12 protein-coding genes and 1 pseudogene are annotated in these 19884 nt (G+C 70.0%); 9 read left to right on the top strand and 4 right to left on the bottom strand.

Annotated features, from left to right (window positions below):
* The first annotated feature begins 303 nt into the window (after positions 1 to 303).
* The 9 genes and pseudogenes from ABD401_RS17995 (at position 304) to ABD401_RS18035 (ending at position 15890) form a co-directional block, all read left to right on the top strand.
* Positions 304 to 3840, top strand: a complete 3537-nt coding sequence (locus tag ABD401_RS17995; RefSeq protein WP_344607255.1) for a hypothetical protein — start codon at positions 304 to 306, stop codon at positions 3838 to 3840.
* Positions 3837 to 8780, top strand: coding sequence for a DEAD/DEAH box helicase (locus ABD401_RS18000; protein WP_344607257.1), 4944 nt, complete (start codon positions 3837 to 3839; stop codon positions 8778 to 8780). The genes ABD401_RS17995 and ABD401_RS18000 overlap by 4 nt, the downstream gene beginning before the upstream one ends.
* A gap of 611 nt (positions 8781 to 9391) precedes the next feature.
* A pseudogene (locus ABD401_RS18005) lies at positions 9392 to 11052 on the top strand (nuclease-related domain-containing DEAD/DEAH box helicase).
* Between the two features lie 143 nt (positions 11053 to 11195).
* Complete coding sequence (locus ABD401_RS18010) at positions 11196 to 12092, top strand: hypothetical protein (RefSeq protein ID WP_344607259.1); 897 nt, start codon at positions 11196 to 11198, stop codon at positions 12090 to 12092.
* Between the two features lie 12 nt (positions 12093 to 12104).
* A complete protein-coding gene (locus ABD401_RS18015; RefSeq protein ID WP_344607261.1) occupies positions 12105 to 13052 on the top strand; it encodes a hypothetical protein in 948 nt (315 codons plus the stop codon).
* 25 nt (positions 13053 to 13077) lie between these two features.
* Entirely contained in the window at positions 13078 to 13320 is a 243-nt protein-coding gene (locus tag ABD401_RS18020; RefSeq protein ID WP_344607263.1) for a type II toxin-antitoxin system Phd/YefM family antitoxin, read from the top strand.
* On the top strand, positions 13317 to 13730 hold the full coding sequence (locus ABD401_RS18025) for a PIN domain-containing protein (RefSeq protein WP_344607265.1): 414 nt from the start codon (positions 13317 to 13319) through the stop codon (positions 13728 to 13730). Before ABD401_RS18020 ends, ABD401_RS18025 begins: the two co-directional genes overlap by 4 nt.
* Positions 13731 to 13862: 132 nt before the next feature.
* Complete coding sequence (locus tag ABD401_RS18030) at positions 13863 to 14543, top strand: hypothetical protein (RefSeq protein ID WP_344607267.1); 681 nt, start codon at positions 13863 to 13865, stop codon at positions 14541 to 14543.
* Positions 14544 to 14618: 75 nt separating this feature from the next.
* Complete coding sequence (locus ABD401_RS18035; RefSeq protein ID WP_344607269.1) at positions 14619 to 15890, top strand: vWA domain-containing protein; 1272 nt, start codon at positions 14619 to 14621, stop codon at positions 15888 to 15890.
* Here the strand turns inward: ABD401_RS18035 and ABD401_RS18040 are convergent.
* From ABD401_RS18040 to ABD401_RS18055, 4 genes are read right to left on the bottom strand one after another with little or no spacing between them, the layout of a single operon-like run.
* On the bottom strand, positions 15887 to 16654 hold the full coding sequence (locus ABD401_RS18040) for a hypothetical protein (RefSeq protein WP_344607271.1): 768 nt from the start codon (positions 16652 to 16654) through the stop codon (positions 15887 to 15889). The two genes, ABD401_RS18035 and ABD401_RS18040, sit on opposite strands and share 4 nt — an antisense overlap.
* Position 16655: 1 nt before the next feature.
* Entirely contained in the window at positions 16656 to 17810 is a 1155-nt protein-coding gene (locus tag ABD401_RS18045) for a hypothetical protein (RefSeq protein ID WP_344607273.1), read from the bottom strand.
* Positions 17807 to 19561, bottom strand: coding sequence for a WXG100 family type VII secretion target (locus tag ABD401_RS18050; RefSeq protein ID WP_344607274.1), 1755 nt, complete (start codon positions 19559 to 19561; stop codon positions 17807 to 17809). The genes ABD401_RS18045 and ABD401_RS18050 overlap by 4 nt, the downstream gene beginning before the upstream one ends.
* Positions 19561 to 19884 carry a WXG100 family type VII secretion target gene (locus ABD401_RS18055; RefSeq protein WP_344607276.1) on the bottom strand — a complete coding sequence of 108 codons (324 nt, stop codon included), beginning with the start codon at positions 19882 to 19884 and terminating at the stop codon, positions 19561 to 19563. The genes ABD401_RS18050 and ABD401_RS18055 overlap by 1 nt, the downstream gene beginning before the upstream one ends.

Consider the following 19884-nt stretch of genomic DNA (forward strand, 5'->3'; position numbering starts at 1 on the left):
GTCACCCTAGTCCGTGGGAATCAGTCCACGAGAAGGAACGGTTTGCGCGGCAGTGGCAGACTCCGGCAGCGGATTTGAGCCGGCGGGGTGCGCGTTGTGGGCTGAGCTCCGAACTGGCCGGCACCTGTGGGGCGGACCGGAAGTAGTACGAGTTCGATCAGTGCTGTGTGCTATGTGCTGCCCATCCGCCGAACGGCCGACCATCCTCGGCCGACAAACCGATGCCGCCCGAACGGAGCCGCTGTTTAGCGTGAGACGTTGAGATCTTGGGGAGGCGTAGTGCGGCCGAGGGAAGTACTGGACATGCTCGAGCCGCGGTGGCGCACAGATCTACGCGGCGCCTCATTGGTCGCGGAGATTGACCCCGACGAGAAACAGGTCCGTGACGCGCTACGTGCCCTTGGCCGCATCTACGAGGACAGCTACGACGAAGACAAGAACCGCTGGCTCAAGACCAAGTATCCGGCGGTGTTGTTGACCGGTATGGCCGGCATCGCCCGTTTCGGATACGAGAGCGGGAATTACTGGACCGCTGTACGCGAGGCCGTTGGAGTTACTTTGGGCCAGGCCGATCAGGCGCGGTGGGGCCAGGCCTTTCTCGACAATCTCGATCGTTTCCGCCTCGCCCGGTTCAGGGGCCCGCAGCGCTTCGTCTCCGAGATCCTCATGCACGCGGGCGTGCCGAGCTATTGCCTCAAAGACCTTCTGCGACTTCTGGCGTCGCGTCAAGAAGTCGACCCCGAGATCACCGCGGCCGACCTCCACGCCTGGGCCACCGCGCCCGGCCGTGAGTCACGGCTCAGCGATGTGGACAAGCCGGTCGCGCGTTTTATCCGCGACGGCGGTGAGTTCGCCGAGGAGTACCTGGACCGTGTGCTGGACCTACTCGACCGGCTTTATGAGCCGGAGTTCGACGGTACCGGCCTTCATCTCCCCAGCTGGGTCGTCGGGCAGGCCCGTGGCCTCGCTGAGTCCGGTGCCCTCGCCCTCACCCGAGGACCGCGGATCCGGAACGCGCACACGGCGGACCGGCCGCGGCTCATGCTCGAGCCCTACGGCCGCGGAGTGTTCGCGTGGCTGCCACCGGTCGGCGAGGCGCCGGACGGCCGCGCGGTCTGGCTCGTCACGATCGACGGCATCCCCCTGCAGGTGAAATCGAAGGGGCTCTGGGCTGGCGCGTCTGAATCTGCCCCCGCCACGAGCGTGGTCATCGACCGACCCGCCGCGTCGGTACAGGTCCAGCTGGCCGGCAGCCCACTCGTCACTGAGCTTGACGTCGTGGACCGCGCAGCACCGCTGCTGGTCTTCACCGACGACGGCCGCGAGCTTCCGCGTACCGTGTCCCTTCCCAGCGAGCCCGTGTGGTTGCTGCATCCGGAGCTGACGGACTCTGCCGAGGCCGCACTCGAGATCCAGGGCGACGCCCGCGTGCTAGCCGAGGTCGACGCGCCCTGCGGCTGGGCGGGGTGGCAGATGCGCCAGGTCGACCTTTCCTCGGTGACTGCGCTGCGGTGGGGCGCTGCCCCGTGGCGCGTGGTCCGAGCCGCCCGCCGTCCGCGCTTGGAACTCCCCGAGACGCTGCCCGGCGTCCGCACGATGTACGACTCCCCGGTGTACGGGTGTGTGCCGCGCATCCATGTGCCGGGTGAGCCCGGCGGTGAGATTTCCTGGACTATCCGCATCCGTCGCCCAGGCACCGGTGAGGTGGTCTACAACCAGGAACACCGCGTGGCTGAATCGACCGCGATCGCCGCCTTCGATGGCCTGACACGCCCGTTGATGGGGCCATACGAAATCACCGTCCGTGGCCCGTTGGGCCGTGGACGCACGTGGTCGATCGAGCTCGCGGAAGGGCTGTCCGTCGCGGTCGAGCCGGCGTGGCGCGCTTTGACCCACGAGGGCCTGGTCCGGGCCGCAGTCGAGGTTAGAGCCGCATCAGTCGCTGGGTGTTCACTCGACGTCCGTCCTGCCAATCGGTTCCTGCGTAGCACTGAGCCCAGCGGCCAGTTCACCGTGTCCGGACCGGACTGCACCGAAGTGTTTACGGTGACGCCGCCTCATATGGCGGCGGCTACGACGATTGGGGGCCGCCGGAGCTCCTGGAAAGTCCGTCCGGTCTCCATCGACAACGAGGACCTTGGTGAGGCCTCGATCGACATTTCCGTCCCGCGCGCTACGGACGCGCAACTTGTCGTCGTGGCGGGTGGGGCGGACCGTCAACGTCTACGCGCCGGGCAGGCCGGCTCGGGCGAGGTATGCCGCTTCGACCTCGGCGCGATCACGGACACGGTTGCCGTTCACGGCGCCGCCAACCTGGAGCTCGAAGTCGCTGGGAACCGTTTTCCCGTCGGTCGGTGCCACCCGCGCCGACTCGCCCGTCGGGTGGACATCGTCGACGGCCGACTCGTCCTCGAGGCCGACGTTGTTCTGGATGATTTGATGGCGGGCATCTACCAGGGATTTGCGCCCTGGGCCGAGCCGCACGTGGTGCAGATCGCCAAAGACCTGCGCTCGCCAGTGCTTCCTGACCGCCTCGCGAACGGCGGACCGGTCTTAGTGCATCTGCGCATCGACGACCCCTGGGTGCCCACCGAATGGCCGGAGTGGCCCGGGAACGCGAACACCTATCTCATCGAAGCAGTCGCCTACCGGCCGCCCACGGCTGGCGACCCCGCTGAGCACCTCCGGGCCTGCCTCGCCGGGGAGGAGTCGTTCAGCCCACGGCCCGGCACCGCCGCCCTGGGGTTGCGGCTCTACGCCCGAGCCCCGGCGGTCCGCAAACTCGCCCGCACCGACGTCCGACGGCTTGCGACCGAGGCGGTCTCACACGGTCCCGCCGAGGTCTTTGAGGCCCTCGCGGGCGGCGGCATCCGCCCCGACACCGCGGTTGGCCCGATGGTCGCGGCAGGATTCACTCTCCTCGCCCCGGACCCCTGGGTTGGACGCGAGGACGAGTTGCGGCTCTGGCAGCGCAGTCCGTTGGCGGCCGCCATTGCCAGCGCTCACTCGCTGGCCGAAGGCGACGAAGAACTGCTGGAGCAGGTCGTACGCTGCGCGGGCGACGTGGCTGCGGACCTACTGGCTGGCAGGGAGGACCCGCACACACGGATTGGCTCGTTCGTCGGCAACGCCGAGATGCTGGCTCAGCTGCCGATGGAGCAGGTCCACAGCATGTGGCTGGCCGCCGCAGTCGTTCCGCAAGGCCTCCTGTCGAGCGAAGATCGAGCCATCGCCGCCCGGCAATTATTTGACGTACGCAATGTCCCAAGTGTTGCTGCTGTCGCACTTGCTGCTCCCGCGAGGGTCCGCGAGATGCGGCTCCTCCTGGCGCTCCATCAAGTCGAGACCGCACCGTCGACTATCGAACATCCGCCGTGGATGCGCAATTGTCTGGAGATTCTCGACCGACGCGGACTGGAGCCGCACATCCGTGAACTCGCGCAGGCGATGCTCGGTGAATACTCAAACCTGCCGGCCGCCACCGCGGTGGGCGCGGCGCTGCGCGCCGCGCGCGCAAAGGATGCGACGACCTCGAGCACGTTGAAGGTCCGCGCCGCGAGTGGCGTCAATGTCGGTGCGGTCGGTGCGGTCGGCGCGATCGCCGCACGCTGTCCCGACGTGGAACGGCAGTGGACACGTTCGAACTCCTGGGTCCTTCTCCCGGCGCTGTCCATCGGCCTCGCCTTTGCCAGCCGCTTCGCGGCCCGAGGCGACCGAGGTGCGGAGAGCTTCGTCCGCGGTCAGCTCGACGCCTACGCCACTCTGGCGCGTCGCGCCCCCCGGATGGTCACCTGTGACCTACTCCTGGCCGAACTGACTATCGCGGGAGCCCTGCGTTGACTCGATCGCTCGACCCGCTGACCACTAGCGACGCCATCAAGGCCGCTTATCGCCGCTACCTCGGTGGTCTTCTCGCGCCCCGCGACGCACGTCTCGCGTACGCGCTTGACCAGGCCATCGCGGCCGCCATCGGGGAGGGCGTCACCAAAGGTCCGCTGCTCGAGGTCACCCCGCCGTACTCTCCCGGTGCAACTCTGCGCGAGCTGATCGCCGACGGCGTGCTCCATCCCGACATCGCTGATCTCGCGAGGGTCCTGCCGCTGGACCGCCCGCTCTACCGCCACCAGCACGCCGCGATTGTGAAGGCAGCAGCCGGGAGAAACCTCGTCGTCGCCACCGGTACCGGCTCCGGAAAGACCGAGAGCTTCCTACTCCCGATCCTTGACCGGCTCGTGCGCGAACGCGCCGCCGGAACGCTCGGTCCCGGCGTCCGGGCTCTGCTCCTGTACCCAATGAACGCCCTGGCCAACGACCAGATGAAGCGCCTGCGGACACTGCTGGCGGCGCTGCCCGAGGTCACCTTCGGCCGCTATACCGGCGACACGAAGAACTCGGAGAAGGACGCGCGCGAGGCGTTCGCGGTTCAGCACCCCGGCGAGACCCCACTGCCCAACGAGCTCCTCAGCCGTGAGGTCATGCGGCGCACGCCGCCGCACCTGTTGCTCACCAACTACGCGATGCTCGAGTACCTCCTGCTCCGCCCCCAGGACATGGACCTGTTCGAGGGCGAACACGACGGCCACTGGCAGTTCCTCGTCGTCGACGAGGCCCACTGCTACGACGGCACCCGCGGCGCGGAGTTCGCGATGCTGCTGCGACGCCTCAAGGACCGCGTCGGCGGCGAACGAGCGCTCCAGTGCATCGCTACGAGCGCCAGCGTCGGCGGTGACAACGCCGCGGTCGTCCGCTTCGCGACCGACCTGTTCGACTCGCCGTTCGTCTGGTCCGACGATCCCGCCGCGCAGGACGTCGTCACCGCGCAACGCATCGCCGATCCCGACGGCCCCTCCTGGGGACCCCTGCCCGCGACCGAGTACGCCCGCCTGCTCGACGCCGACCCCGGCGAAGTGCTGCAGGCAGCCAAGGACAACGGGCACCCGGCCACGGACCCGGGACGCGCCCTCGCCGACGAGGCCAACGTCCGTCGCCTCCGCTCCCTGCTTCGCCACGGGCCCCAGCCGCTCACCGAGATCGCCGACGCCCTGTTCCCGACCGACCCCGCTGCGGCCGCGCACGCCACGGCGCTCGTCGCCCTCGCCAACAGCACGGTCGACGACGCCGGCACACCCGTCCTTTCGGCCCGGTTCCACCTGTTCGCCCGCGCCACCGAGGGCGCCTTCGCGTGCTTCGGCGCGAGCGGGCCGCACGTCAGCCTCAACCGGCACGAACGCTGCGAGGAATGCGGCGACGCCTGCTTCGAGTTCGCCGCCTGCACCCGCTGCGGGGCCGTCCACCTCGCCGGGACGCTGGAGAGCGTCGGCGGGGCACCGACGTTCCGCTCCCGCAGGTCCTTCGACGAGAAACGCATGTGGCTCGCACTCGACACCGGCGAGGAGACCGACGACGAGGACGACGCCGTCCTCGACACCTCCACCCAGGACCCGAACACCGATCCGGCGAGCCTGTGCTCCCACTGCGGGCGCCTCACTCCGGGCGACGCGTTCTGTGACGGGAACGGCTGCGCCGGCGCGCCCCCGGTACGAGTCCGGGTGCTGAAGAAGCCACCCGCGAACCTGCGCCGCTGCATGTCCTGCGGCCACCGCGGCGACAACGCGATCCGACTGTTCCAGGCCGGCAACGAGGCGGCCGTCGCCGTGCTCGCGACCGCGCTCTACCAAGCACTGCCGGAGGCGCCCGATCCCGCGCAGGCCGAGCGTCCCGGAGGCGGTCGCAAACTCCTGCTGTTCAGCGACAGCCGCCAGGCCGCGGCCTACTTCGCCCCCTACTTCCAGAACTCCTACGCCGGGCTCGCCCGCCGCCGGATGCTGCACGAGGGCCTCCTCGCCGCGGCCGCCGACGAGGACGGCGGACCGGTCGTGCTGCGCGACCTCGTCCACCACACCAAGCGGGTCGCCGACCGCAACGGCGTCTTCACCCGCCACCAGAGCGCCGGCGACCGCCGCCGCGAGCTGTCGCTCTGGGCGCAACGTGAGGTCGTCGGACTGGACGAGCGCATCAGCCTCGAGGGCACCGGCATGCTCGTTTGGTCGCTGGCCCGCGACCCCGGCTGGCCCGTCCCCGCGCCCCTGCTGGCACTAGGCCTGACGGAGCATCAGGCCTGGGACCTGCTCGAGACCCTCGTGCAGACCCTGCGCCGCCAGGGCGCGACCTCCACACCGGAGGACGTCGACCCGCGCGACGAGATCTTCGACCCCCGTCGCGGCCCCATCTACGCGCGACTCGACGGCTCCGACCCGGCACGCAAGGTCCTCAGCTGGGTCCCCACCAAGGGCCAGAACCAACGCGCCAGCTACCTCACCCGCGTCCTCACCGCTCTCGGCCGCACCGACGACCCCAAGGCGATGCTCGAGAACATGTGGCGCCTGCTCACCTCCGGCCGCATCGACTGGCTCGTCCCGTCCACCGACAAGACCCTCGGTGCGCTCCACCAGGTCAACCACGAGGCACTGCGCGCCCGCGTCGTCGACCCCGAACGACCCGACGACACCCCGCTGTGGGAGTGCGACTCCTGCCGACGCATCACCGGACGCAACGTCCTCGACGTCTGCCCGACCAACAACTGCCCCGGCCGACTCGACCGCTGGATACCGCCCCTGCCCGAGGCCGACCCCGACCACTACCGCAGCGTCTACCGCGGCATGATCCCCGTACCGCTGCGTGTCGAGGAACACACGGCGCAGTGGACGGGGGACCGGGCCGCGGAGATCCAGCAGCAGTTCATCGCCGGTGAGATCAACGCCCTGTCCTGCTCGACGACCTTCGAGCTCGGCGTCGACGTCGGCGAGCTGCAGGCCGTCGTGCTGCGCAACATGCCGCCCTCCACCGCCAACTACGTCCAACGCGCCGGCCGCGCCGGGCGCCGCGCGGACTCCGCCGCCCTCGTCCTCACCTACGCCGCCCGCCGCTCCCACGACCTGTCCGCCTACGCCGCACCCGACCGGATGATTGCCGGAGAGGTCCGCGCCCCCTACATCCCGCTGGACAACGAACGCATCGACCGCCGCCACGCCCACTCCATCGCGCTGGCCGCGTTCTTCCGCCACCAGTTCGAGTACACCCACCGCATCTGGCGCAAGGCCGGCGAGTTTCTCCTGCCCGACGACACCGGCGTCGTTCCCGCCGACCTTGTCGCGCAGTACCTCGACCCGGTCCCCGGATCGGTTCGCGCCAGCCTGCGCGCCGTCCTGCCCTCGTCCGTCGCCGGGGCCATCGGCGTCGAGACCGACGCGTGGGTGGAGCCGCTGACCAGGCTGCTCGCCGATGTCCGCGACGAGTTCGCCCACGACGTCGACATCTACACCAAGAAGATGGACGAAGCCGCTGCCGCCAAGAGGTTCCCGCTGGCGGCGCGCATGCAGAAGGTGCTCAACACCGTGACCGGCAAGGATCTCATCGGGGTGCTCGCCGGACGCAACGTGCTGCCGAAGTACGGGTTCCCGACTGACACCGTCGAACTGCGCCTGGACTACGCCGATGCCGAGCTCGCACGGCATGTCGAGCTGTCCCGTGACCTCAGCACTGCGATTTACGAGTACGCGCCCGGCGGGGAGATCGTCGCCGCGAACGCCCTGTGGCGATCGGTCGGCCTCTACCGGCTGCCCGGACGTGAGCTCGAGGAGAAGTACTACTCGGTCTGCGAGGGGTGCGGAGCCTTCCGCCACCAGATTGACCGGATCGACGATCTGTGCCCAGCCTGCCAGACTCAGCCTAGGGGGGCCGCACGTCGTTATACCGTCCCTGTTTTCGGGTTTATCGCCGCCAAGGACAAGAGCAAGACCATCCGCAAACCGACCCGGGCGTGGCACGGCGACACCTACGTCACGGACCCTGGTGCCGAACGCACCGAGGTGACCCTCCCCCTGCCGGGCGGGCCGGTCCTCGCCCAGGTCGGCGTGCGAGGTCGCCTGCTCGCGCTGTCGGACGGACCCAACGGGCGGGGTTTCGCAATCTGTGGTTGGTGCGGTTACGCCCAACCACAGACTGAGAAGGCTTCGGCCAAGCACACACACCCCGCCACAGGGCAGGACTGCACCGGAAACATGAGCAACAAGTCGCTTGCCCACGAGTTCGAGACCGACATGCTGGAGATCGTCCTGCCGCCCGGGCTCGCTCCGGTGAAAGATCTGGCACTGGCCCGTTCGATGCTCTACGCCCTGGTCGAGACCGCGTGCGAGCAGCTCGAAATCGCGCGTTCCGACGTCGACGGCACGCTGTATCACGCACCGTCGGGCGGTACGACGCTCATGCTTTTCGACACCGTCCCCGGCGGTGCAGGGCATGTCCAACGCATCGCCGGGTCACTGGAGCAGGTGTTCCGCGGAGCACTGCGTCGCGTGGCCGATTGTGAGTGTGGCACCGAGACGAGCTGCTATCGCTGCCTGCGTAGCCGCGGCAACGAACCGCACCACGAACTCCTGCGCCGCGGATCCGCCGCGCACGTCCTAGCCCGCCTGCTCGGCGCCGAACCGCCAACGCAGGGCCGCCTCGCCCCCATTCCTCTGTTCGACCTCACCCCGGCAACCTTGCCCGACCATCGGTTCCGGCTCGTCGATGATCCGACCGAGGTGTACGAGCCAGTGCTGGACGGTCAACTCGATCTGTTTGAGGGTCGATTGGTCGTTGTGTTGCACGACGACAAGCCCGTGCGCGAGCGGCTGTGGCTGGATCGCGCTGAGGACGAGACAGTCGTCTGCCTTGGCCCAACCCGGCTCGACCCGGAAGCTGCTGTCGGGCTCCGCCTTCTGGCGGCGGCGGTTTGATTGGCCACAGTGGCGGAAGGCCCGACTAGCTGATAAGCGACTGGCCGGAGAGATTAGCAGATCAGCTTCGCGCCGGCCGAGGTCCGGGCCGGTGAGGCCGCGGGCGCGGGGAACGCAATCAACTAGCCGTCCTCTTGTTAAGCGACCTCGATCGCGACGTCGGTCGCCGGAGTGGCCGTCGGGGCATGTGCTTCCGACTCGCGGAGCCGGAGGCGGCCTGGACAAGATCGTCAACCGCACCCGGGGCCAGGGCCTCGACCTTGATCCAGCTCGGATAGCGCAACTGCAGTGAGGAGAATCGCCGGACAACCCCAGTGATTCCCGACTCCAACTCCTCTACCCGTTGCTGGTCGGCACGGAGGCTGCGGGCGAAGTTGCCGAACAGGTTGTCGGGATCGCTCTGAGCGGCCTCAACGGCCTGCACAACGATCACCCGTCTCCGGAGCGCGATGGCGAGTGCGGCCAGCCGTAGGTGCGCGCGAAACTCCCCCGCCGGTGGGCTGGTCGACGCTGGGGAACGCTGCCTGGGGGTCCGCCAGTTCCACCGGCCTTTCGGGGAGGAGGTCGAGCGCTTCCGCCCGGCACTAGCCTGACCGCCGAGGTGATGGCGGATGGTGCACTGCGTCCCGGCGGAGCCGCGGTTCGTCTCGGCGGCGGAGCGGGCGGTGTGGGCGGCGGTGAAGGCGTCGCTGCGTCCGGACGACGTGCTGGTCGCGAACCTCCGGCTCACCGACGACGCCGGTGACCACGAGGCCGACCTGATCGTCGCGATGCCGGGCGCCGGGGTCGCGGTCATCGAGGTCAAGGGCGGCAGCATCAGCCACGACGGGCACACCTGGTGGCAGCAGGACCAGCAGGGCCGGCGGCCGGTCGACCCGGTCGAGCAGGCCCGCCGGTGCAAGTACGCCCTGCAGGCCTGCCTCGGCCGTGACTCCCGCTGGACCGGCCGCGGGGTCCGGTTCGCGCACCTGGTCGCGTTCCCGTTCTCCGCGGTCGACGCTGGCTTCGCGATCCCGGACTGCCAGCGCTCCCTGGTCCTCGACCGCGACGACCTCAGTGCCGACGCCAACCCGGCCGGCCTGATCTGGGACGTTCTCGAGCGCCAGGAGAGCGGCCGCCCGCCGCTGTCCGACACCGATGCCGTCGCGCTGCGTGAGTGCCTCGGCGGGCGGATGCTGCCCCAGCACGACCTCGCCGCCGTCGCCGCCGACCGCGAGGCGATGGCCGACCTGCTCACCGAGCCGCAGGCGATGATCCTGCAGGCGCTGCGCGCGCTGCCTCGGGTCGAGGTCCGCGGGGGCGCGGGCTCGGGCAAGACCTGGCTCGCCGTCGACCAGGCCCGGCGCCTGAGCGCCGAGGGCAACGCGTCGGCCTGCTCTGCTACAGCCGCGGCCTCGCCGCGTTCCTGCAGCGCCGTGTCGCCGGGTTCAAGCGCAAGGAGGTGCCCGCCTACGTCGGCACCTTCCACGGCCTCGGCAAGAAGTGGGGCGGCCCCGACGGCGCGGACGACGACAGCGACTTCTGGGAGCACCGCCTCCCGACCGAGATGGTCGAGCTCGCCTACGCCCTGCCGCCGGGGGAGCGTTTCGACGCCTTCGTCATCGACGAGGCCCAGGACTTCGCCGACACCTGGTGGCCCGCGCTGCTCGCCGGCCTGCGGGACGAGGAGAACGGCGGGCTCTACGTCTTCGCCGACGACGGCCAGCGCGTCTTCGCCCGCCAGGGCACGCCGCCGGTGCCGCTCGTTCCCGTCCTGCTCGAGGAGAACCTGCGCAACACCGTGCCGATCGCGGAGTCGTTCGGCCCCCTCGCGCCGATGCGGATGCGTTACCGCGGCGGACCGGGTGGACCGGTCGAGTTCCTGGAGTGCTCCACCGACGACGTGCTCGGCATGGCCGACGACGCCGTCGAGTCCCTCCTCGACGAGGGCTGGTCCCCGGCCAACATCGCGCTGCTCACCACCGGCCGCCGGCACCCTGAACAGACGGAGCGTCAGGCCCGCGGCCAGGACACGTACTGGGAGTCGTTCTGGGACGCCGAGCAGGTCTTCTACGGCCACGTCCTCGGGTTCAAGGGCCTCGAACGGGCCGCGGTCGTCCTCGCGGTCAACGGGTTCGGCGGTGACGAACGGGACGAGCGGGCCCGGGAGAAGCTCTACGTCGGGCTCTCCCGGGCCCGGGATCGGCTCATCGTTTGCGGCGACCCCGCCGTGATCGCCGCGGTCGGGGGAGAAGGCCTCGTCGCGCGATTGCGCCGCAGCGCTCGCGCTTAGGCCTTCAACTCGTCGCCGCCGAAATGCGGTGTGCGACTTTCAGGTCGCTCTCAGGACAAACCGGGCGCCTGGTCGATAGTGTCCTCCGACCGGTGCCGGGGGGCGCCGCGACTTCGTCGGGGGGCGAATCCATGCAGATCTCGATGTCTTCTCGTGTGTCCGCTGCTGTCGGCGCTGGCCTCGGCCTGGCCGCGCTCCTCGGGAGTGTCGTCGCCGCGCCCGCCGCGGTCGCCGGCACCAACGAGCAGAGCGACGTGCTGACCACGTTCGACTCGATCGTGATCCAGGGCAGGACCGGGTTCGACACCCGGACCGGCAAGACCATCGAGCTCGAACCGGCAAAGGTGATCAACAACTTGGTCGACGCGGTCACCGGAGCCGTGGTCGGCGCCGGCACGATGAAGTCCGTCGTCATCGAGGGCGGGCCCACGGACAGTGTGCGCAGCTGTATCAAGTCGACCGAAAGGGCCGGCCTGACGGCCTACCTCCCGAGCACCAAGTACGTGAGATTCGAGAACGGGAGCGTGCAATTCCAGTACCACGCATACCGCCTCGCCGGTGCCCGCAAGATGGGCGTCGGCCGCACGACGCAGTGGGAGGTGTGTTCCAAGGGCGGTGGTGATCTGGACAGTGGTCGTCTGCGCCGCGTCGGCACCGGGATGGCGCTGGCGGACCAGACTGAGTCGAGGCGCATCGGGTTCGCCTGGCAGACGGGCAAGACCCCCGAGGATTACTCGCTCGGGCTCGGCTTCAAGGTCGAGAGGAAGCCGGTCTCGATCAACGCCTCGATCACCCAGCACCCGTCCGACAAGCTCCTTGGCTCGTTCCGGGCGCCGTACGAGAGCTACATGAACGACGTCGAGCTGAACGCCGTCAACGCCTGGTGGCAAGACAACTGCATCGGGCGCTGGTACGGATGCTTCCGCAACAGCGGCAGTCAGGACTTCCAAGGCGCGATCGCGCACGGGCTTTGGGAGTTCCCGGCGGGGACCGAGCCCGGCGTGGTCGCGTTCCACTTCACGCCGTACGTCAGCAAGTAGGAGGATCGCGGAATGCGACTGCTCAGTCTGCGGCTGGGAGGGACGGTGCTGCTTGCTGCGGTGTTCCTCGCCTCCGCCGGCTGCGGTGACGACCCCGGTGACGAAGCGGCGGTCGCGCGGATCGCCGCCGATGCGCCGCCGCTGTCCGCCTTCGACATCTACGCGGTCGGGAGCGGCGACGGCAACGTGCTGTTCAGTGACGTGTACGGCATCACGCTGAACCCGCTTCGTGCGTATCGGCTGACAGCCGACAAGCGGATCTCCTGGATCACCGCCAACGCCGGCACGGTCGCGGTCGCCGCGGGGGATGAACAGATCGACAAGCTGGGGCTGGTTCAGAGCGACGGGGTAATCGCTGAGATCCCCGGCCTGGGTCGCCCGCACGCGTTCTCCCCGGAGTTCCAACCCGACGGCACCCTGCGGTACGAGGACCTCGGCACCGGCGACACGATCGTGCATCGGTACATGTCCTACGACCCGAAGTCGACGAAGAGCACCGTCCTCTTCGAGACCAGGGATGACACGGCCTCGATCGCGGCCGCGGGCCCGGGCGGCGGGTTCCTGTCGGTCGTGCAGACCGAGAACCGTGACGATCAAATCCTCCTCATGGACTTCGACGGCAAGCGGCGCGCCATCACGGTCGCTCCGCAGATCGGCAGTCCTGTCGCCGGCAAGGGATTCGTCGTCAGCCCCGTCTACCGTGCAGGCTCGGATGTCCCCGCATCCGATACCGCGGTGGTGAACCCTCGCACCGGCAAGGTCCGCATGATCGAGGGCTGGGCGGTGCTCGGCGTGACTCCCGACCGCACCAAGTTCCTGGCCGTCCGTCATCTCGGTAGCGACGCCGAACTCGGTGTCGTCGACCCTACGAATCGGGACACTCCGCAGATCCTCGGCACGATCCCGGGGCTGACGTTGTACATGGCTTCCTGGGTCGAGCGCGCTCAGCCCAGTCGCTGAGGCCGCGAGTGCTACATTGTCGCACATGGAGGTCGGGGTGCGGGAGCTGCGGAACCAGACGGCCGAGGTGATCGACGCCGTCATGGCGGGGGAGCGGGTGACCCTGACGGTGCGGGGGACGCCGGTGGCGGACATCGTTCCCCACGCCACCCGGGCCCGCTGGCTCCCCGGGGACTGGCTCGCCGGACAGCTGGAAGCCCGCTCGGCCGACGCTGCGCTGACCGCTGAGCTGGAACAGACCGTCGGCCACACCCTGGACGAGGTGTGAACGACCCGCAGCCCGAAGCGGGGCTGCTCGACACCTCCGTCTTCATCGCCCGTGAGGTCGAGCGGCCGCTCGGCCGGCTGCCCCGCCGAGGCGCGGTCTCGGTGGTGACGGTGGGCGAGCTGGAACTCGGCGTGCTCCTCGCCGAAGAGGACGGAGCCCGCGCCCGTCGCGGCGACACCCTCGCGTTGGCCCGCGCGGCCGACCCGATCGCGATCACCGAGTCGGTGATCGGAGCCTGGGCCCGGCTCGTCGCCGACTGCCGCCAGGCGGGGATCACCCGCACGGTGAAGCTGACCGACGCCCTCATCGCCGCGACCGCGATCGACCTCGGGCTGCCGGTGGTCACCCAGGACGACGACTACGACCGGATGGCGGAGGTGCACCGGCCCCTGCGGGTGCTCAAGGTCTGACCGCCCCTCAGGACGCCGACGAAATCCGAAACTGTCAGACCCCCTCTCTACGGTCTTGTTCATCAGGGCACGGGACGCGGTGGGGAGCCGCTCCGGGTGCCGATCGCTTCCACTGACCGGGGGGTCATTCCTATGAGCACGACCAACTTCGAATCGGCCGGCCTGCCGCAGGCCGGGTACGTCCAGCCCGTGGTCGTGATGAACGGGCCCGGGCGCCAGGGCCCGGCGATCACCAGTCTGGTGTTGGGCATCGTCGCGGCGGTGTTCTGCCTCATCCCGATCGTCGGGATGATCTCGCTCGTCCTCGCCCCGATCGGGCTGGGGTTCGGGATCGTCGGGTGGCGCGGCGCCGCCGCGGGACGCCGGGCCGGCAAGGGCAAGGCGATCGCGGGCGTGGTGCTCGCGATCCTCGCGGGCCTCGGCGCGATTGCCTCCACTGTCGCGGTCGCGACCGCGGTCGACGAGGCGGGCAAGTCCATCGACCGGGCGGTCGGCAACGCGACCGACGACGTCCTCGCCAAGGACCTCGGCGTCGCCATCGGCACGTACAGGGCCAAGGACCTCGGGTTCGGCCTGACCGACGGCAAGCTGACGGTGACGCTGACCAACAAGTCGAGCAAGCGTCAGTCCTTTGACGTCAAGGTGGAGGCGCTCACCCCGTCCGGCACGCGCATCGCCACCGACACCGCGTTCGTCTCGGCCCTCGGCCCCGGCCAGTCCGACGAGGTCGCGATGTTCGAGTTCGTCTCCGGCGACGACGCCGCGCAGCTCAAGAGCGCGACCTTCCGGGTCATCCAGGCCTCGGCCTACTAGGACCCGCCCGTGGCGCCCGGCTCGATCCGCGGACCGGGCGCCTGCCCACCCCACCGGGATGTGATGGAGGATCACATGAAGCTCAACGCACTGCTCGACGTCGCGGCGGTCGCGCACGAGGCCGAGGACGAGGTCACCGTCCTCGTCGACCTCGAAGCGCCCGCGGCGCCGGTCGACGCGACCCGGGCGCCCGCCTCGCTGCAAATCGTCCTCGACCGCAGCGGCTCGATGGCGGGGCCGCCGCTGGCGGGCGCCAAGGCCGCACTCGTGGCGCTGATCCGCCGGCTCGAACCGACCGACAACTTCGGGCTCGTCACCTTCGACGACTCCGCCCAGGTCGTCGTCGCCGCCGGACCGCTCACCGACAAGGAGCGGGCGGTCCGCGCCGTCGAGTCCGTCGAGGCGGGCGGCAGCACCGACCTGTCCGCCGGCTACCTGCGCGGCCTGCGCGAGCTCCGCCGGGTCGCGAGCGCAGGCGGCACCGTCCTCGTCGTCTCCGACGGGCACGTCAACGCCGGCCTGCGCGACGCCGACGAGTTCGCCACCGTCACGGCCAAGGCCTACGCCGACGGCGTCGTCACCTCCACCCTCGGCTACGGACGGGGCTACGACGAGACGCTGCTCGCGGCGATCGCCCGCGCGGGGAACGGCAACCACGTCTTCGCCGACAACCCCGACGCCGCCGGCGCGGCGATCGCCGGCGAGGTCGACGGACTGCTCAACAAGGTCGTCCAGGCGGCGTCGCTGATCGTCACGGTCGAGGACCCGGTCGCTCTCGCGCACCTGTACAACGACCTGCCGACGCGTCAGATCTCGGCCAACCAGCTGATGGTCGAGCTCGGCGACTTCTTCGGCGCCGAGGGCCGCCGCGTGCTGATGAAGTTCCGCGTCCCCGGGATGGCCGCACTCGGCCCGGCCCGGATCGCGACCCTGGAGCTCGCCTACGTCGAGCTGCCCGGGCTGATCGAGCACGTCGTGTCGCTGCCGGTCAGCGTCAACGTCGTCCCGGGGGACGAGGCCGCCGGCCGGGTCCCGCACCCGACGGTCCGCTCCGAGGCGCTGTTCCAGGAGGCGCAGGAGAGCAAGCGCCGCGCCTCCGAGGCCTTCGAACGCGGGGACGTCGGCGCCGGCGAGGCGCTGTTCGATGAGGCCCGGGACCGGCTCCGCGAGGCGCTCCCGATCGCCCCCGCCGGCCTCGACCGGGACATCCGCGCCGAGCTCGACACCGTCGACGCGATGGGCGGGATGGTCCACGACCTCGGCACCGCCTACGTCGCCAAGCTCAGCCGCGAGTCCCACCACCAGATGAACCGCAAACGGGGTCGGGCGCCGCGGCCCGGAGACTAGGTCAGCTCGGACAGCGCGACCGCCTGCGCCCGATACTCGGCGATGTTCGGCGGGATCGCCGGGGTTCCCGGCACGAGCACCACGTTCGCCGGGAGGTCGGCCCGGATCGCCGACGCGAGGGGCTCCGGGACGTCCGCCGGGAGGTAGTAGACCGGCCAGTCCCGGCCACCGATCCCGTCGAGTCGGGCGCCGGCCCGTCGGATCGCCGCGGCGACCGCGGGCCCGGCGTGGGTGGTCACCGCGGTGACCACCTGCTGGTCGAGGTCCATCAGGCGGTCCGGGCCGGGCACAAGATCAAGAGTCTCGTGGCGGTCGACTGCGCGCAGGGCAGCCGGGGTCGGGATGCCGGCGGCGATGGCCCGCACCTCGTGGACCTGTCGGGCGTCGAGAGAGACGTCGAACGCCGTCCCGGGATCGAGACGGACGCCGGCCGGTGCCGGGAACGATGCCGCCCACCGGGGGAGCAGGATCTGCTGCACCGTCAGGTCCGGCGCATCGATGGGCACCGACGCCGCGAGTCGAACGTGCGAGGTGAACGCGTGCACGAACCGCTCGCCCTGGGCGTCGGTGGAGACGTCCACGCTGCCGTCCGCGTGGGGGCGGATGAAGATCGGTTCGACGCTCAACGCCCTAAGGAGCGGCGCGACGTCCCGCCCGTCCTGGGCGATGTTCCGGGCCATGTCCAGCCGAGTGAGCGTCGCGTTCCGGCTGAGCTCCTGCCACCGGTCGTACTCCGCCTGCCGCTCGTCGACCTTGCCACGCATGTCATCCCCGTCCTGTAGGCAGCCAGCGGCGCCATCCGCGTCGGCCCCCGGTCGCTTGCGTGGCTGGATACCTTGCCAGGCGGTCCCGGACGCGCCGTTCGGTGGCCGCCAGCAGCCAGTCGGCACCGGCGTCCGGCGGCTGCTGGGAGGGCAGATCATTGGCCGGGTCCGGATGGTGTGCCCACGCCTCGGCGTACCCATCGGTGTCGGTACCGGCCGGCAGGGCCCAGAAGAAGGGGGGCTTCACCCGGTCGTCCGGCCCCCACGTCCCGTCGAGCCGCTCGACAACGGCCAGCGGGGTGCGCACGAGGGCGCCTCGGCCCGTCCCAGGCTCGGCGTCCAGGAGGCTGGCGAGTGCGTCGTCGGAGAGCGGATCGTTAATCTTCGCGAACGCCCGGCGCACGGCGTCAGCCGACGCGCGCAGGCGCGGGGCCCGTGCGGTCAGGGGCCCTTCCGTATCCGCTTTGACCGCAGCGATCACGGTGGCGAGAAGGCATAGCCCGGCGGGTGTGCGCAGCGCGCCGGCCGCCGTCGAGACGGCGTCGAGCCACCGCGCGGTGCGAACGCGGTAGTCGTTCGCGGCCACGATCCAGTGACGCGGGGAAGTCTCGATGGGTCGTTGCAACAGTCGCAGGAGTCCGGCCACCACTTCGTGCTGGTGAAGGTCAGGGTGCTCTTCGCCGGCGCGCACCGCACCGCTGAGGCCGGCGGGATCACCAGACGCGTCGCGCCCCGGCCACCACCGCGGATTGGCCAGGAGGCCGGCAGGGTTGCCCACCTGCTCCGAGCCGTCGACCCGACGCCACGCAAGATCCAACTCGATGTGGGCAGAAAGGTCCGCAGCCTCCGGCAACTCCCAGGACCGACTGTGTTCGCGGCTTCGAGTCTCGTACTCGTGTCGCTGTGTGTCGGTCGGTGTCGCGTTCTCCTCGGCCTTGGACAACTTGTCCACCGCGGCCGCCGGCACATCCTCATTCAGTAACGCAAACGCAGCGCGGACATCCAGGCCAGATGGCCACGGACTTCGCCGGCGCCAGGCCGCCGAGGACGGCAGGTCGAACCAGGGCCCCAGGAGACCGTCGAGCAGGCACAGTCCGGGATTGCTGCGGATGATGCTGCGCACGGCGGTTTCCGCGTCGCGACGAGGGTCGTTCACGGGCGAACCTGCTCAGCGTTCGAGATGGTCTCGGCGCCGCTGGTGACTGCGACCCCTGCGGCAGCGCCTGCTGCGAAGCCACCCCAGTCGCCGTCGGCCCGCTCCACCCAGGGCGGTGGTCCGCTCCAGGTTGGGACCTCGGCGCTGTACGCCCCGGGTTCGCGTCCCGCGATGTGTTGCACACCGCCGCCGGGGCGGGTTTCGGGTATCGGCGTTCCATCGAGCCGGTGGGTCGGGCCGACATCGTCGCGGTACGCCCCGCGGTACGCCTCAGCGTTTGCTTCCCACGCCCTCGGTTGCGCGCGGTCCTGGGGGCCCACCGTGCCGGTCTGCATGCGTTGCTCCTCGCCGACGGCGAACTCGCGAACAGTGATCTCGTCGCGTGACAGTTGATGCCACGTGCCGTCCTCGAACCGCATGTCCCACTCATCGCGGAGAGCGAGACGGTCGAAGGCATCCTGTTCACTCCGCATGCGGAGCATCTCCGCCGGGTCAGTCCAGAAGGCACCCGATCCCGGCGCCGCGGAAGCGTGATAGTTCACCAACGGACCGCCGTCGACGACGCGGTCTGCCACCGACCCCGGAGTGCCGGCGAAGCTGTCCAGGTGTGCGGCGTAGTGGGTCTCTCTGGATTTCTCGAAGATGCCAGCCATCGACCGCATCTCGTAGTCCTCCCCGCGGCGCAGCAGGAGGCTCTGGCCGGAGGGGCCGATCTCGTCGAGGTGGCGTGCCAGGGACACGTCGTCGAGGTTGCCGAGACCGGCGAGATCGAGAGCGTTCGTGCCCCGCAGCGTCCTCAGGCCGTGCAGCGGCCGCTCCCACATCGCGACGTCGTGAATGCCGTCGAGGCTCCGGAGCGCCTTCGCTCCGGCACCGGCACCACCACTGGCCACGGCCGCGACCGCGTCCGGCACGAGGTGGCCGAGTGCCCGAGCGGGATCGTCCTGCCAGGTCTCGAGATCGATGAGGGATTTCCCGACGTTGAGAGCAAAACCGTCGGGATCCTGGTAGGCCGCCTGCGCGATGGCGGCGAGGGCTTCGCCCTTGGATTCGAACTCATCGGCAATCTCGCCGACCGTTGCCTGCCCGGTGGCGACGCGCACGGCCGCCCACGCCAGTTGTGTCTGCGGGTTCAGGTCCCAGAGAGCCATCCTCCCGAGGTCCCAGAGAGACTCACCGGCGCCGAGGAAGAAGCTTCCCACGGTGCGCGAGAACCAGCCGGGCTTCGAAGGAGCCGCGTCGCAGGCGGCGCGAACTCGGGCCGCCGCGCGGTCGCCGGAGTCCTCGACCTCGTTTCCGATCGCGCGGAAGTCCTCCAACGCCGCGTTACGCGCGGCTGCCCCTGGGTCCGTGAACGCGCCCGCGGCCTCGAGCAATGAGCGACCGTACGCGGGCTGCGGACGAAACGCCCGGTCCGCCTCATGGGCTCGGCGTGCTTGGTCGGTGACGGCGTCCGCGGCCCGGCAGGCCTCAGCACACGCGACCGCACGCGTCTTGGCCCACTCCAGGGTTCCGGCGTGCGCGTCCAAGGCCGAGGCTGCGTCCCGGAACCCGTCAGCGGCCTGCTCCCAACGGCGAGGCTCCGGGGTGAACGCGTCCCGGAACGCGTCTGCGGCGACTCCCTCCCACCCGTACGTGGACAGGCGACGCATCGAGGTCGCGGTCGTCTCCAGCCGAATCGCCAGGGCGCGCAGTGACGACGCCGACGCGCGGAGCGCAGCCGGGTCGCCGGAGATGGTGAAGTCGGTCATCAGCCGATCGGACCGCTTGACTCGAGCCGCGCCAGCAGGTCCCGGAATGTCTGTGCGACCGCGCGGTCGGCCTCGATGTAGGCGACCGCGGTCTCGCCGAGCCGACCGGCGATTTCGGTCGAGTCCTTCATCAAGTTGTCGATCCCGCGATTCCAGCGATCGCCGAACTCGTCGAGCGCCTTGGCGAGAGCGGTGGATCCGGCAGCTGATTGGTCCGGCAGGAAGTTCTTGACGTCCGTGTTCTGGAAGTCGCGGGCAAGGTCCAGGACGCCCTTCGAAGCGCCGATCAGCGCCTCGAGGTCGACCTGGAACCCTCCGGCCAT

Source organism: Sporichthya brevicatena, assembly GCF_039525035.1.
Lineage (GTDB): Bacteria > Actinomycetota > Actinomycetes > Sporichthyales > Sporichthyaceae > Sporichthya > Sporichthya brevicatena.